Source organism: Oceanobacillus sp. CF4.6 (assembly GCF_051262635.1).
Classification (GTDB): Bacteria; Bacillota; Bacilli; order Bacillales; family Amphibacillaceae; genus Oceanobacillus.
The window spans coordinates 83,281-97,170 of the sequence record NZ_JBIMEX010000001.1 but is presented as its reverse complement, the minus strand read 5'-3'; the positions used below and the strand labels follow the sequence as shown (position 1 = coordinate 97,170).

Annotated in this window: 15 protein-coding genes; 13 read left to right on the top strand and 2 right to left on the bottom strand. The window is 35.7% G+C overall.

Annotation, left to right across the window (positions count from 1 at the left end; genetic code table 11):
* Positions 1-6: 6 nt before the first annotated feature.
* The gene (locus ACHABU_RS00550; protein WP_435761188.1) at positions 7-258 is read right to left on the bottom strand and encodes a ferredoxin; all 252 of its coding nucleotides are present in this window, start codon (positions 256-258) and stop codon (positions 7-9) included.
* A 113-nt stretch (positions 259-371) separates the two neighbouring features.
* Here ACHABU_RS00550 and ACHABU_RS00545 point away from each other — a divergent pair, with 113 nt between their 5' ends.
* The 9 genes from ACHABU_RS00545 to ACHABU_RS00505 all read left to right on the top strand — a co-directional run bounded on the left by ACHABU_RS00545 (position 372) and on the right by ACHABU_RS00505 (position 8,850).
* Positions 372-1,439: a helix-turn-helix domain-containing protein gene (locus ACHABU_RS00545; RefSeq protein WP_435761186.1), complete on the top strand. Its 1,068-nt coding sequence runs from the start codon at positions 372-374 to the stop codon at positions 1,437-1,439.
* A gap of 1 nt (position 1,440) precedes the next feature.
* Positions 1,441-2,991: a RecQ family ATP-dependent DNA helicase gene (locus ACHABU_RS00540; RefSeq protein WP_435761184.1), complete on the top strand. Its 1,551-nt coding sequence runs from the start codon at positions 1,441-1,443 to the stop codon at positions 2,989-2,991.
* A complete protein-coding gene (locus ACHABU_RS00535; RefSeq protein ID WP_435761182.1) occupies positions 2,978-3,544 on the top strand; it encodes a lysostaphin resistance A-like protein in 567 nt (188 codons plus the stop codon). The genes ACHABU_RS00540 and ACHABU_RS00535 overlap by 14 nt, the downstream gene beginning before the upstream one ends.
* 11 nt (positions 3,545-3,555) lie before the next feature.
* Positions 3,556-3,867, top strand: a complete 312-nt coding sequence (locus ACHABU_RS00530; protein ID WP_435761180.1) for a hypothetical protein — start codon at positions 3,556-3,558, stop codon at positions 3,865-3,867.
* A gap of 39 nt (positions 3,868-3,906) precedes the next feature.
* Positions 3,907-4,683, top strand: coding sequence for a metallophosphoesterase (locus tag ACHABU_RS00525; RefSeq protein WP_435761178.1), 777 nt, complete (start codon positions 3,907-3,909; stop codon positions 4,681-4,683).
* 127 nt (positions 4,684-4,810) lie between these two features.
* Positions 4,811-5,389 carry a genetic competence negative regulator gene (locus ACHABU_RS00520; RefSeq protein WP_435761176.1) on the top strand — a complete coding sequence of 193 codons (579 nt, stop codon included), beginning with the start codon at positions 4,811-4,813 and terminating at the stop codon, positions 5,387-5,389.
* Positions 5,390-5,428: 39 nt separating this feature from the next.
* Positions 5,429-6,364, top strand: a complete 936-nt coding sequence (locus tag ACHABU_RS00515; RefSeq protein WP_435761174.1) for a D-alanine--D-alanine ligase — start codon at positions 5,429-5,431, stop codon at positions 6,362-6,364.
* A 117-nt stretch (positions 6,365-6,481) separates the two neighbouring features.
* A complete protein-coding gene (locus tag ACHABU_RS00510) occupies positions 6,482-7,762 on the top strand; it encodes a Glu/Leu/Phe/Val family dehydrogenase (RefSeq protein WP_435761172.1) in 1,281 nt (426 codons plus the stop codon).
* A gap of 119 nt (positions 7,763-7,881) precedes the next feature.
* Positions 7,882-8,850 (top strand): YpdA family putative bacillithiol disulfide reductase, encoded by a 969-nt coding sequence (locus tag ACHABU_RS00505; RefSeq protein WP_435761170.1) that lies wholly within the window; start codon positions 7,882-7,884, stop codon positions 8,848-8,850.
* A 172-nt stretch (positions 8,851-9,022) separates the two neighbouring features.
* Here the strand turns inward: ACHABU_RS00505 and ACHABU_RS00500 are convergent, their stop codons facing one another.
* On the bottom strand, positions 9,023-9,997 hold the full coding sequence (locus ACHABU_RS00500) for an asparaginase (protein WP_435761168.1): 975 nt from the start codon (positions 9,995-9,997) through the stop codon (positions 9,023-9,025).
* Positions 9,998-10,086: 89 nt separating this feature from the next.
* Here ACHABU_RS00500 and prsW point away from each other — a divergent pair, with 89 nt between their 5' ends.
* The 4 genes from prsW (at position 10,087) to ACHABU_RS00480 (ending at position 13,812) form a co-directional block, all read left to right on the top strand.
* Positions 10,087-10,767: a glutamic-type intramembrane protease PrsW gene (gene prsW, locus ACHABU_RS00495; RefSeq protein WP_435761166.1), complete on the top strand. Its 681-nt coding sequence runs from the start codon at positions 10,087-10,089 to the stop codon at positions 10,765-10,767.
* Between the two features lie 139 nt (positions 10,768-10,906).
* On the top strand, positions 10,907-11,701 hold the full coding sequence (sleB, locus tag ACHABU_RS00490; RefSeq protein WP_435762318.1) for a spore cortex-lytic enzyme: 795 nt from the start codon (positions 10,907-10,909) through the stop codon (positions 11,699-11,701).
* Positions 11,702-11,718: 17 nt separating this feature from the next.
* Positions 11,719-13,062 (top strand): germination protein YpeB, encoded by a 1,344-nt coding sequence (gene ypeB, locus ACHABU_RS00485; protein WP_435761164.1) that lies wholly within the window; start codon positions 11,719-11,721, stop codon positions 13,060-13,062.
* A gap of 90 nt (positions 13,063-13,152) precedes the next feature.
* Positions 13,153-13,812, top strand: coding sequence for a flagellar brake protein (locus tag ACHABU_RS00480; protein WP_435761162.1), 660 nt, complete (start codon positions 13,153-13,155; stop codon positions 13,810-13,812).
* The last annotated feature ends 78 nt before the right edge of the window (positions 13,813-13,890 follow it).

Genomic DNA, 13,890 nt, shown 5'->3' with positions numbered 1-13,890 from the left:
ATTATATTATTCCCCAAATTTTAATGGGTCTCCATTAAAAGCCATTTCAGAAATCTTTATTGAGTCCGTTGGGCAACCTTCATAGGCATCAAGTAAGTCATCTACCAGTTTATCAGGAATAACTGATGTTCCAGCATTTTCGTCGATGGAAACATAGGAAAGCCCCTCGTCATCATAAGTAAATATTTGTGGTGCACAAGCACCGCAAGCTCCACAGGCAATACATGTTTCTTTATCAACAATCGTGTATTTCGACATTCATTTTCCTCCTATAATTTAAACCCACTTTATCTATTCTAAATCTGATTACCTATGATTTCAATAACATCTGTTATTCTATACCATTATCTTTTTAGAGGAGGGATTTTCATTTGATTTTTAATGGTATCATCCTTACATGCGTAGCTAAAATACAGGGAGAAAGAACCGTATCAAGTATATATCATTTATTAAAAGGTAAAAAATCGATCCAAACGGTTCAGGATGCGCATATCTACCGGTTGGATAAGTTTTATGGTATCTATAGTTTCCTAACCAAAGAGAAATTTAACAGGAAAATAAAGAAGCTGGTTGAAAGTGGTTTATTAAATCCGATTGAAAATCAAAACAGTATATTCCAATTATCTAATTGTGGGGTGAATTGGCTTGAGGAACACAAAGACCAGTTAAAAATCGAATATTTTAACGGATTAAAATATAATGAAACAGCAGACATTTTCTACCTCAGAATTTTATTACTCGTACAAACTTTAACAAATATAAAGATGCGTTCCTTCAACTTCATCCCAGTCACAGATAACCATGCTGCTGAGAGATGGGTCAAACAAATGTATAGAACAATGAAGAACTCAGAAAAGGATGTTACCGTAGCGCTTTATGATGAACTCCTAACCATCTTAAAGAATTTACCGGACCAAGATGCTACTATGTTTGTTGATCGACTGACAGGGTATAAAAACATTGGATTAAGCACAAACCAGTTATCTCAAAAATTTCACCTTACTGAAGATGATGTTCACCTACTACTAAAAGGCATTGTCCACAGAATGATAACTCTGATTTATGAAGAAAAAGAACATTTCCCGCTACATGTCTATATGTTAAAAGATTTAAACAAAACGAATCAAATTACACATTCAGCAAATAAGACAAATCAATTATTAGAAAAAGGTTATTCGATTGATCAGATTGCTGCGATGAGGAATCTGAAAACGAATACGATTCATGATCATATTGTGGAAATTGCCCTTTACAATTCAGAGTTCCCTTTAAATAATTACATATCTATCGATGATCAAAAGGAAGTAATCAACGTACTGAATAAAGAAAAATCATTTAAATTAAAGGATGTTAAAAATTCAGTGAACGTAAATATCAGTTATTTTCAAATACGGCTTGTTCTGGCAGTAAATAAGAAATTATTAAGAATAGGTGATTAACATGCAGAATACATCTACACTGGAAAATACGTTAAAAAAACACTTTCACTATACTTCGTTTCGAACAGGTCAAAAAGAAATTATCCAGGACGTACTTGATGGAAAGGATGTGCTTGGGATTCTACCAACGGGGTCAGGTAAGTCAATCTGTTATCAACTTCCTGCTAGAATACAAGTTGGCCAGACGATCGTTGTTTCTCCATTAATATCCTTAATGATAGATCAAGTAAAAGAATTAAAGGCAAATAACTTTAAGGAAGTTATTGCAATTAACAGTTTCATGAATCCTTCTGAAAGAAGATCCATTTATAATAATCTTAGCAGTTACAAATTAATCTATCTTTCTCCAGAGTTGCTTCAGCAGAAAGAAGTAATGGACCGGTTAAAAAATCTTGATGTACGTTTATTCGTTATAGATGAAGCCCATTGTATATCACAATGGGGTCATGAATTCAGGCCTGACTATTTGAAATTAAGTAAGGCCATTGAAACATTAAACAACCCAACTGTAATGGCGCTGAGTGCAACTGCTACTCCGGAAGTCCAATCAGATATCATTTCTTCATTGAAAAGACCGAATATGAACAAACGCGTTTATCCTATGGATCGGGAGAATATAGCATTTTGTATAGAGGAAGTCGCTGATGATGCTGAAAAAACGGAATTAATCACGCAGTTATTCCGCAAGTACCATATTCCTTCGTTAATTTATTTCACAAGCAGGGCAGCAGCAGAGAATACAGCGAGTATTCTCTCTAATCGGTTGAAAGATAAAAATATAGCTTTCTACCATGGTGGAATGGAACAATTGGATCGCATAAGCATTCAGCAACAATTTATGAATGACCAACTGGATATCATTTGCTGCACAAGCGCTTTTGGCATGGGAATTAATAAAAGCAATATCAGACTAATTATTCATTTTCATTTGCCACTACAGGTTGAATCCTACATTCAGGAAGTAGGTAGAGCAGGTAGGGATGGTAAATCAAGTGTGGGTTTATTACTGTTTTCACCAAAGGATGCCTTCGTACCAAATAAAATAATTAAAAATGAGCTTCCTGACGAAACTCATTTAACGAACTTGTTTCAACAGGTATACGTAATGGCTCAACAGAAGTTAGAAATACCAACATCCAAGGAGCAAATGGAAAGTCGGTTACATCTAAATGAAACACAATGGAGGTTTTTTCGTCATCAGTTAGAAAATCATGGTATTATAAAAAATAATCGGATTTATTATGAGGAAGAAAATTGGCATGATGCTCAATTTACCATTCAAACGATAATAAAACAAAGAACCCAGTATAAGGAAGAGAAATTAAATGATGTATTAAACTGGATTCACGAAAAAACTTGTTTACGAAAAGACTTGTACAAGTCCTTTCAAGCAACATACAATGATGCGAAATATCAGTGTTGCAGTAATTGCGGGTTTTCATGGAACGAGTGGAAACCCGACGAGACGCAACCTGGAAAATCACGTTCAGAAAGTTGGCAAGCTAAACTAAAAAACTTGTTATTAGTTGGTAATATACATGAAGCAAAGTGAATTAATAAAACAGCTTTCCGATGAAGAGATAAGAAAGCAACTTTTTCTCTCTCAATCATTATTAATCATAATTAGTATTATATTAAGTTTTATTCTATTTGAAAAAATGACGGACTGGCTTCTTTTTTTCGATTGGAATATGGGGGAAATTTTACTTTATGGTCTAATACCTGGTTTGATTATTGTTTTCATCGACTTAGGAATGATGTACTTCCTTCCTAAAAAGTATTACGATGATAATGGTATTAATAAAAGAATCTTTGGTAACCAACCTCTCTTCTATATTTTCACTATTTCTTTATTCGTTGCTGTATCTGAAGAATTATTATTCAGAGGAGTTATTCAAAACGAATTCGGGTATTTATTTGCAAGTTTACTATTTGCTTTTGTACATATTCGTTATTTAAGTAAGCCGGTTTTATTAATTTCTATTATCCTGGTTAGTTTTTTTATCGGCTATATGTATGAACTAACCAATAACTTGCTCGTTACCATAACCGCTCATTTTTGTGTAGATTTCCTATTAGGGTTAGTGATCCGCTTGAAGAAGTGAGGTGCTTTGAAGTGAAGATAAATTCAGATGAATCAAAAGATCAAGCTAATGATTTACGAAGTCTGATTCAAGAGGTGGAGAACGAACATGAAAAGAATCCTGATGAATCCTTAGTAAGCAATGAACATACCGAGGAAAAACGCGGGGTGGATATTTTAAATCTTCCTTCCAGAAAAGAAATACATTCTGTGAATCAAAGAACACGTTTTAAGATCAGCAAACCGTTATTCAGACTCCTGCTTGTTATCTTATTACTAATTATAATTTTCATTGGGGCATCCTATTTTCTAGGGGACGAATTAATGGCTTTATTCGAAGTATGAGAATATTATGGGTTACAAATTTAATTGGAGACGATATAATTGTTTAAACAGCTGTTCAAATCACTTTTAATTGCTCCACTTCCTTTTATTTTCATGATTTATAAGGCACATCATGATGTGCTACAAGAACAGACTATCGTGGATGAAAGATTACCTAAAGGATTAGATGGCTTTCGAATATTTTTCATATCTGATATACATCGAAGAAATATAAGAGAATCGACACTTAGCTCCATATCACCAAAGGTGGATGCTGTAATAATCGGCGGCGATTTAACGGAAAAATGGGTACCACTTGAGAGATCAAGAAAAAATATAAGAGCTTTAAAAAAGTGGAATGTGCCAATATATTTTGTTTGGGGTAACAATGATTATGATGCTGGTAAGGAAAAAATCGCAAAATTGTTACAGGTGGAAAATGTAACAATTTTGCAAGAATCCATACAAAACATCTATAAAAATAATCAAATTCTCAGCCTTATTGGATTTGATTATTATGAAGATAAAAGGGAAAAAGCAGGACCAGCAATTACTAATGCAAGAGGAGCTTACAAGATCTTAATCGCACATTCTCCAACTGCGTTTGAGGAACTATCGGAAGAAGAGCAATTTAAGATACATACTTTTTTGGCAGGACATACACATGGTGGACAAATACGCTTCCTCGGCTATGGCCCATATAAAAGAGGTGGGTATGAATTGTTCCATACTACACATAAGCTGGTTAGTGAGGGATATGGTTACCGTTTGCTCCCTTTCAGATTAGGAACAAATGCAGAATGTCACGTAGTAACTTTTCAAAATAAACAATTATAAATACTTGGCACTGTTCAACATATTGATGATATGCATATAGTGTATAAAGTGCTTACTATTATCATTACTTGGTATAATGAGAATAGAAAATTTTTACCAAATGGCACCTATATAAGGGGGATGCAGTATGCGTATTGAACGTTTGTCTAATGACCAATTTAAAATATTTTTAACGTTTGATGATTTAATTGAACGTGGGTTTACAAAAGACGATTTATGGCATGATGCATCAAGTGTCCGGAATCTTTTTAGTGATATGATGTATGAAGCCAGTAGTGAATTGGGCATCGAACTTGATGGAATGCTGCTTGTCCAGGTTCATCTTATGCAGGCGCAGGGTATGCATATATTTGTAACACAGCAATATGAAGATCTAAATTGGGATGACGATTATATAGAAATGAAAGTAACGCTTGATGAAAGCAATGAATTAATATTTTCCTTTGATGAATTTGAGTACGTTATTCAAGTAGCATCCTATTTATCTCCCTTAGCTATTGCGGGTGGCAAAGTATATCATATGGATGAACGCTATTATATGATCCTGGATGAAGTTGACCATTCAGAAATAAATAAAGAGGATATAATAGGAATTATGTCCGAGTATTCCAACCCAAGCATTGTAACATCACATCGTTTGCAGGAATATGGGAAAGCAATTTTCCAAGCCAATGCAGTCAAAAATATTATAGAGATATTTTATTGATCGTTTATTATATATACGTTGTTAAAAGGAGTGCGTAGGATGAAAATAGCAGTATTATATGGGGGAGTTTCAGGAGAACGTGAGGTTTCTCTCTCATCAGGCAAAGGAATAATAAATGCACTAACAGATAAAGGACATGAAGTTATTGGGATTGATTTTAATCCTGAACATCTGGAAGAGATTATTAATTTGAATGTTGATCTTGTTTTTATAGGGCTACATGGTAAATATGGCGAGGATGGCAGAATTCAAGGTTTATTGGATATGCTCCATATACCATATGTTGGCTCCGGTGTTCTTGCTTCTGCACTTGCTATGGATAAAGCAAAAGCCAAGCAGGTTTTTATGATGAATAAGATCCCACTGGCAAAGAGTGAAGTATATGGAATTTCTTCTGCAACTAGTACAGAGAACATAGTAAATAAAATAAATAATGAATTTAAACCCCCATTTGTAATCAAGCCGAATAAAGAAGGATCGACATTGGGTCTAACCATAGTAACCGACACCAATCAAGTGGGAGAAGCACTTAAAAATGCAGCTGCAAGTGATGACACAATATTGGTCGAGGATTTTATTAAAGGCAGAGAATTAACTGTTGCGGTAATGGGAGGAAAAGGGGAAGAAGAGGCTTTACCAATCATTGAAATCATACCGAAAAATGGTTTCTATGACTATGAATCAAAATATGCACCTGGTGGTAGTGAACACATTGTTCCTGCATTAATTGACGAGGAAACGACAAGAAAGATACAATCTTACGCAATCCTTGCACATCAGTCACTCGGGTGTGAAACTTATTCAAGAGTTGATTTTATTCTCGCAGAAGACAATCTTCCAGTAATATTAGAGGTAAACACATTGCCTGGTATGACACCTACAAGCCTGTTTCCAGATGCAGCAAATTCAATCGGAATTAAGTACGATGACATGATAGAAAAATTCGTTTCATTAACAGTGCAACAAATAAAGTAGACATTTTCATAAACGTAGAAAAAGAGCCTATTTTCATTGCATAATTATTATGAGCGTGTATACTAATCTCTGAGTGGGCTATATAAAACTTTTATGTATATTGTAGGAGGTAAGTGCATGGTAGCCGAAAAAGCAGCAGATTCTACCAAAGAAAGTCAAGAAAATACGGATGTTTTAAGTTCAACACGAACTGTTGTTAAGACCGCATTGGAAAAACTTGGTTACCCGGATGAAGTATTCGAATTATTAAAAGAACCTTTACGAATGATGACAGTTCGTATTCCGGTACGTATGGATGACGGGGTCGTAAAAGTATTTACTGGGTATCGCGCACAACATAACGATGCGGTAGGACCGACAAAGGGCGGCATCCGCTTCCATCCGGATGTAACAGAAAAAGAAGTTAAGGCGTTATCAATTTGGATGAGCTTAAAAGCTGGTATTGTTGACCTCCCATATGGAGGCGCTAAGGGCGGAATTGTCTGTGATCCTCGGGAAATGTCTTTTCGTGAATTAGAAGCATTGAGTCGTGGTTATGTTCGATCCGTAAGTCAAATCGTAGGACCAACTAAGGATATTCCTGCTCCTGATGTCTTTACGAACTCACAAATTATGGCTTGGATGATGGATGAATATAGTAAAATAGATGAATTCAACAGTCCTGGATTTATTACTGGTAAACCAATTGTACTCGGAGGATCTCATGGTAGGGAATCTGCGACAGCAAAAGGTGTTACGATTGTTTTAAATGAAGCTGCCAAAAAGAAGGGTCTTCAATTAAAAGGTGCTAGAGTAGTTATCCAAGGTTTCGGTAATGCTGGTAGTTTCCTGTCAAAGTTCCTTCATGACGCAGGTGCAAAAGTTGTCGGAATTTCAGATGCATATGGAGCATTACATGACCCAAATGGATTGGACATCGATTACCTCCTGGATCGGAGAGATAGTTTTGGCACCGTGACTAAACTTTTCAATAATACAATATCAAACAAAGAATTATTTGAACTGGACTGTGATATCCTTGTTCCTGCTGCAGTAGAGAACCAAATAACCCGACAAAATGCACACAATATTAAAGCGAGCATCGTCGTTGAAGCTGCCAATGGTCCAACAACAATGGAAGCAACCAAAATTCTTACTGATCGTGACATACTGCTTGTTCCAGATGTTTTGGCATCCGCTGGTGGTGTTACCGTATCCTATTTCGAATGGGTTCAAAACAACCAAGGATTCTATTGGTCTGAAGAAGAAATTGATACAAAGTTACATGAAATTATGATAAAATCATTTAATAATATTTATAATACAGCAAAAACAAGACGAGTTGATATGCGATTGGCTGCCTATATGGTCGGTGTTAGAAAGATGGCTGAAGCCTCCAGATTCCGTGGATGGGTTTAATCAATTCCTGTTGCATTAGATTAAAAAAGTTTAATCTATAAGGAAATTAAAAAACTCTTATCTTATAAGAGTTTTTTAATTTCCCATTGAAACGTTATCACATAAAGGAAGTGCATGAATTGCAAAATGAAAAAGTTATTATCATCGGTGGTGGTCCATGCGGTATGTCTTGCGCATTGGAACTGAAAAAAGTAGGAATTGACCCATTAATCATTGAGAAGGGAAATGTGGTAAATACCATTTATAATTACCCCACCCACCAGACATTTTTTAGTTCCAGCAATAAGCTTGAAATAGGTGACATTCCCTTTATCACTGAAAAACAAAAACCTGTCCGCAACCAGGCGCTTGCATATTATCGTGAAGTTGCAGAGCGAAATAATCTTCGTATGAATACATATGAGTCGGTGATAAAAATAACCAAATCAATGGAACAAATATTGGTTTCAACTAAGCTATATAATGGCGATAAAAGAACATATACTGCGGATAAACTCATTATCGCAACTGGTTATTATGATCAACCTAATTATTTAGGAATACCTGGAGAAAATAAAAGTAAAGTAACACATTATTTTAAGGAAGCGCATCCGTATTATGATAAAGAGGTTGCTGTAATTGGTGGTAAAAACTCTGCCGTTGATGCTACACTGGAGCTGCATAAAGCCGGTGCACGCGTTACGGTATTTTATCGTGGAAGCGAATATTCTAAAAGCATAAAACCTTGGGTTCTACCGGAATTTGACTCATTAGTTAAAAAAGGTATGGTTAAAATGCTTTTTAATTCTCATGTTACAGAGATAACGGATGATGAAATCCGATATACAGTGGATGGGGAAAACGGTTCTTTAAAGAATGACTTTGTATTCGCCATGACGGGATACAAACCTGATTATTCCTTACTAGAAATGATTGGAATTGAGATTAATCAACAAAACGGCAAACCATCTTTCAGTTCTGAGACTTACGAAACGAACGTCGACGGAGTATATATAGCTGGAGTAATTGTCGCTGGTTATGATAATAATGAAATATTTATCGAAAACGGACGCTTTCATGGCGAGTTAATCGCAAAATCAATGAACTAAATCACAAACTTTTGAGTCGGACGTATCTAAGCAATTGAATAAATGAATGCATTATTACTAATACAACTTTCGCACCAATGTAGTAAGTTCAAACAGTGAACTTGATTAAACTTAATGTTGCTAATTAACTATAAAGGATAGCAGAGATTCCCGCTATCCTTTTAAACATGCGCTATTCATCAAACTTTTCAAATGTATCTCTAAGCAAATTCATATTTTGTGTCATTTCAAGAGCAATTAATAATCGGATTCTTGCTTTTGGACCGGATAATCCCCTGGCAAATATGACCCCCATCTCTTTCAATTGTTTTCCTCCCCCATCATAGCTGTAGGTCGGTTGTACAACACCCTGATAGCATCTAGAAACAAGAATAACTGGTATGTTTTCCTTAATTAATTTCCTTATTGGTTCAAGCGTATTTTTCGGTAGATTACCTTGACCCAATCCTTCGATAACAAGTCCATCTGGCCCAACTGCAAATAGCGAATTTAAAATTTGTTCGTCCATTCCTGCGTACGCCTTTAGCAAAAAGACATTTTTGGATATCTGATCAATCGTTTGTACATGTCGAAAAAGTGTGGTTCGATGAAATATCACAGAATCCTTCGTAATCAAACCCAGTGGGCCAAACTGTGGACTTTGAAATGTTGCTACATTACTTGTGGATGTCTTTGTAACGTTTTCGGCAGTATGAATTTCATCGTTCATTACAACGAGGACACCTTTGTTTTTCGCTTTATCTTCAATGGCAACTCGAAGCGAACTTATCAGATTATACAATGCATCTGAACCGATTTCATTACTGGATCTCATCGCACCTGTCAGGATGATCGGTTTATTGGTCCCCAGTACCAGATCAAGAAAATATGCTGTTTCTTCAAGTGTATCTGTTCCATGTGTGACGATGATCCCATCATAATCAGGTATCACTTTTTTTATTTCTTTCGAAAGTTCAAGCATATGATTTTGAGTTATCTGAGGGGATGGAAGATCAAACATGATTTTTTCATCTATTTTAGCAAAAGATCTCAACTGATCGGAGAATGCTGTCAATGGATGTGTTCCCGTTGAATTTACTTCACCGGTTTCCTTATTTTCAAGCATGGAAATCGTGCCCCCGGTATGTATGATTAAAATATTTTTCATAAGGTTCACCCGCTCTCTTTTTTTATATTTCCAATATCCCTACTTAATGATACGATAAAAGTAATGGAATTGGAAAGAGGTATGAAATTATGATTGCTGTTCTATCGGCTGGTATAGCCCCTATAGTTGCTTTAATGTCTTTCATCTATCTTAAAGACCGAATAACAGAACCGATTCCTCTGATTGTAAGGACATTTCTTGCGGGGGCTATATTGGTATTTCCAATCATGTTTATACAGTATGCGATAACTACGGAGAATTTAAGTGATAACAGTTTTATTGAATCTTTTTTGCATATCGCTTTGATTGAGGAATTCTTCAAATGGTTTATTTTTATGTTTTTAATCTACCAGCATTCAGAATTTGACAATCATTACGATGGAATTGTCTATGCTGTTTCAATCAGTTTAGGTTTTGCATCTGTTGAAAATATACTCTATTTATTAATTAATGGTATTGAATATGCTTTTTGGAGGGCTTTCTTTCCGGTATCTTCCCACGCCTTATTCGGTATTATTATGGGGTTCTATTTCGGTAAGGCAAAGATGAATAAGCACAATCGGAAACTTAATATCCTATTAGCATTCCTGTTGCCATTTATATTACATGGCATCTATAATTATATTCTTAAAAGTTTTACAAATTTGTGGCTTTATTTGCTCATTCCCTTTATGATTCTGCTTTGGATAAGAGCTTTATATCAATTGAAGTCTGCGAATGAATCCTATTTTAATACCTATGAAAATAAAAACAAAAGGAAACTCCTGTAATTGCCAAAATTACAGGAGTTTTTCATTTATATCAGTAAGTATGAATAAAAAGGGTAATTACTCAAAAAATAGAACTGTAATCCATTACTAAAGAACGGGAGGAAAAAGAATGGCCTATCGAAGAGTTGCCTTTTTACTCATGATTATTAGTTTATCAATTATTGGTCTGCAAGGTGAGTCATCTACTAAAACTGCAAGTGCATTTAGTGCTCAGGTAATTCAACAAGGAGCAGTAGGTGATGACGTCATCGAGCTGCAGTCAAGATTACAATATTTAGGATTTTACAATGGGAAAATCGACGGCGTTTTTGGCTGGGGAACTTATTGGGCATTGCGTAACTTCCAGTATGAATTTGGCATGGAGATTGACGGCCTGGCTGGACAAACTACTAAAGATAAGCTCGTAAAAGCAAGTAATTATGATGAAGGTTATGTAAAACAACAGATCAATCAAGGTAAAGACTTTACACATTATGGCGGTGAGGAACGAAAAGAGACGCCAGCAGGAGAAAATAATACGAATAAGACAACTGAAACTGGCGGGGGGGACGTACCTGCAGCAAATGTGCCTCAAGGTTACTCTCAAAATGATATCCAATTAATGGCAAATGCAGTATATGGCGAAGCTCGGGGGGAACCGTATGAAGGTCAGGTTGCTGTTGCTGCTGTTATATTAAACAGAATTGAAAGTCCTACATTTCCGAATACAGCTTCTGGTGTAATATTTGAACCGAGGGCTTTTACAGCAGTCGCGGACGGACAGATTTGGCTAGAACCAAATGATAAGGCAAAAGAAGCAGTGATTGATGCAATAAATGGGTGGGACCCATCAAGTAATGCGCTTTATTATTTTAACCCTGTTACTGCAACTTCCGATTGGATATGGACTAGACCTCAAATCAAGAAAATTGGGAAACATATATTTTGTAATTAGAAAGGTGTGAATCATTCATGATTCGATGGATATTAATTGGAGTACTGTCTTTAGGTATAGTTGGTACTGGTGTTTGGGGCTACATGGAACACCAGGAAAAAAATGCAATTTTAATTCAGGCGGAAAATACGTATCAACGTTCTTTTCACGAACTTGCTTATCACATGGACCTCTTAAATGATCAAATCGGTACGACATTAGCAATGAATTCAACAGAAAGATTATCCCCACAGTTTGTTGAGATTTGGAGATTAACATCTGAAGCTTTGGCAAATGTCGGGCAGCTGCCTTTAGGGCTCCTGCCATTTAACAAAACAGAGGAATTTCTCTCTGATATTGGAGACTTTACGTATCGGACAGCTGTAAGAAATCTTGAAAATTCACCTCTTACGGAAGAGGAATCCGAAACATTAAAAAACTTATATACCCAGTCAGGGGATATTAAAGATGAATTAAGACAAGTTCAACATATTGCTCTTGAAAACAATCTCAGATGGATGGATGTACAAATCGCGCTGTCCAATCAGGATGAGCAAATGGATAACACAATCATAGATGGTTTTAAAACCGTGGAGAAATCTGTAGAAGAATTTGCGGAGGGAAACACACAATCTTCAATAATTGGAACCTCCAGCAAGGAACATAAGTATAAGTCTCTGTCCGGCGATGATATTAGTGAGCAGGAGGCAATAAATAAAAGTAAAGAAATATTTAACGTGGAAAATGGAGAAAACGTAACGATAGCCCAAAGCGGAGAAGGGTCGGATATTCCTCTATATAGTATCTCTTATCACAATGACGTAAAAAGGGCATACATGGATATGTCAAAACAAGGGGGGCACCCGCTTTCTCTGCTGATAACAAGAGACATAGGCAATAATAAAATCAGTTTAAATGAAGGTGCTGATAAGGCGCTTACTTATCTGGATTCCTTTAAATTGGAAAATATGTCACTCTTTGAAAGCAGTGAATATAATAATGTCGGTGTTTATTCATTTCTATATAACGAAAATGATGTCCGGGTTTACTCTGATGCTGTTGAAGTTAAAGTAGCTCTGGATAATGGTGAGATTATTGGGTTGACAACCAATAATTATTACATGAATCATTCTGACCGGGAAATACCGGAACCCGAAATTACTGAAGATGAAGCAAAAGAAATGGTAAATCCAAGTGTGGAAATACAGGAGGAATTTCTCGCTGTCATCGATAATGACCTTGGCGAAGAAGTATTAACCTATGAATTTCTTGGCACATTAGACAATGATACGTACAGAATATTTATTAACGCGATGAATGGAATGGAAGAGAAAGTTGAAAAGCTTGATGGAACTGAAATTAATTATGCAGCAAATTTTTAGGGAGAGGGAGAAAAATCCTTTCCCTTTTTCTGAATTTCTGCAATAATAGGCATATAGGATCATACGAGTAATGTGTAAAGGGGGATTTTAGTGAAAATAGGTAAAGTGCTCAACTTGGAAGTAAGGGACTCTAGAACTGGTATCGTACATGAATATTATTGTAAAATTATAGAAAAAAATAAAAATTATCTAATGATTGATTATCCTATCCATGCACAAACCAAAAAGACCGCATTTTTTCCAATTGGGACGTTACTATCTGCTTCTTTTATTGGAAATGATCAAGCCGTTTATCAATTTTCATCTGAAATTGCCGCAAGAATAAAAATGAATATACCGGCTTTGGCTATCCATATACCGGATCAAACGGACATCAAACGTATTCAAAGGCGGGAATACGTTAGAATAGAAACCACTGTCGATGTAGCTGTTCACAGTAAAGATAACCAATTCCCTCCTTTTGTGACCTTAACTTCTGATATCAGTGGGGGTGGGCTGGCGATAATAACGGAGAAGAATATCGAGCTGGAAATCGGGTTAAAAGCAGATTTATGGCTACCTTTACAAATGCAAAATGCAGAATATTATTATATATATGGACAAGCCGAAATTGTATACATTCGAGATATGAACAGTCGAGTAAATCTTATATCACTAAAGTTTATATCTATCAGTAAACAGGATAGACAAAGAATTGTAAGGTTCTGTTTTGAAAAACAACGTGAAGCACGTCAAAAAGAACTTATTTAAATAGACCTACGATTTTAGGATATGTTATTATAGACCATAAGTCAGCAAATAAAAAACTTGGCAGTTGCCAAGTTTTTT

Excerpts from the sequence above, each read along its gene's own strand:
- ACHABU_RS00540 (WP_435761184.1), top strand. The coding sequence starts at position 1,441 with ATGCAGAATACATCTACACTGGAAAATACGTTAAAAAAACACTTTCAC.
- ACHABU_RS00510 (WP_435761172.1), top strand. The coding sequence starts at position 6,482 with ATGGTAGCCGAAAAAGCAGCAGATTCTACCAAAGAAAGTCAAGAAAAT.
- sleB (WP_435762318.1), top strand. The coding sequence starts at position 10,907 with ATGATTATTAGTTTATCAATTATTGGTCTGCAAGGTGAGTCATCTACT.
- ACHABU_RS00535 (WP_435761182.1), top strand. The coding sequence starts at position 2,978 with ATGAAGCAAAGTGAATTAATAAAACAGCTTTCCGATGAAGAGATAAGA.
- ACHABU_RS00515 (WP_435761174.1), top strand. The coding sequence starts at position 5,429 with ATGAAAATAGCAGTATTATATGGGGGAGTTTCAGGAGAACGTGAGGTT.
- ACHABU_RS00520 (WP_435761176.1), top strand. The coding sequence starts at position 4,811 with ATGCGTATTGAACGTTTGTCTAATGACCAATTTAAAATATTTTTAACG.
- ypeB (WP_435761164.1), top strand. The coding sequence starts at position 11,719 with ATGATTCGATGGATATTAATTGGAGTACTGTCTTTAGGTATAGTTGGT.
- prsW (WP_435761166.1), top strand. The coding sequence starts at position 10,087 with ATGATTGCTGTTCTATCGGCTGGTATAGCCCCTATAGTTGCTTTAATG.
- ACHABU_RS00500 (WP_435761168.1), bottom strand. The coding sequence starts at position 9,997 with ATGAAAAATATTTTAATCATACATACCGGGGGCACGATTTCCATGCTT.
- ACHABU_RS00550 (WP_435761188.1), bottom strand. The coding sequence starts at position 258 with ATGTCGAAATACACGATTGTTGATAAAGAAACATGTATTGCCTGTGGA.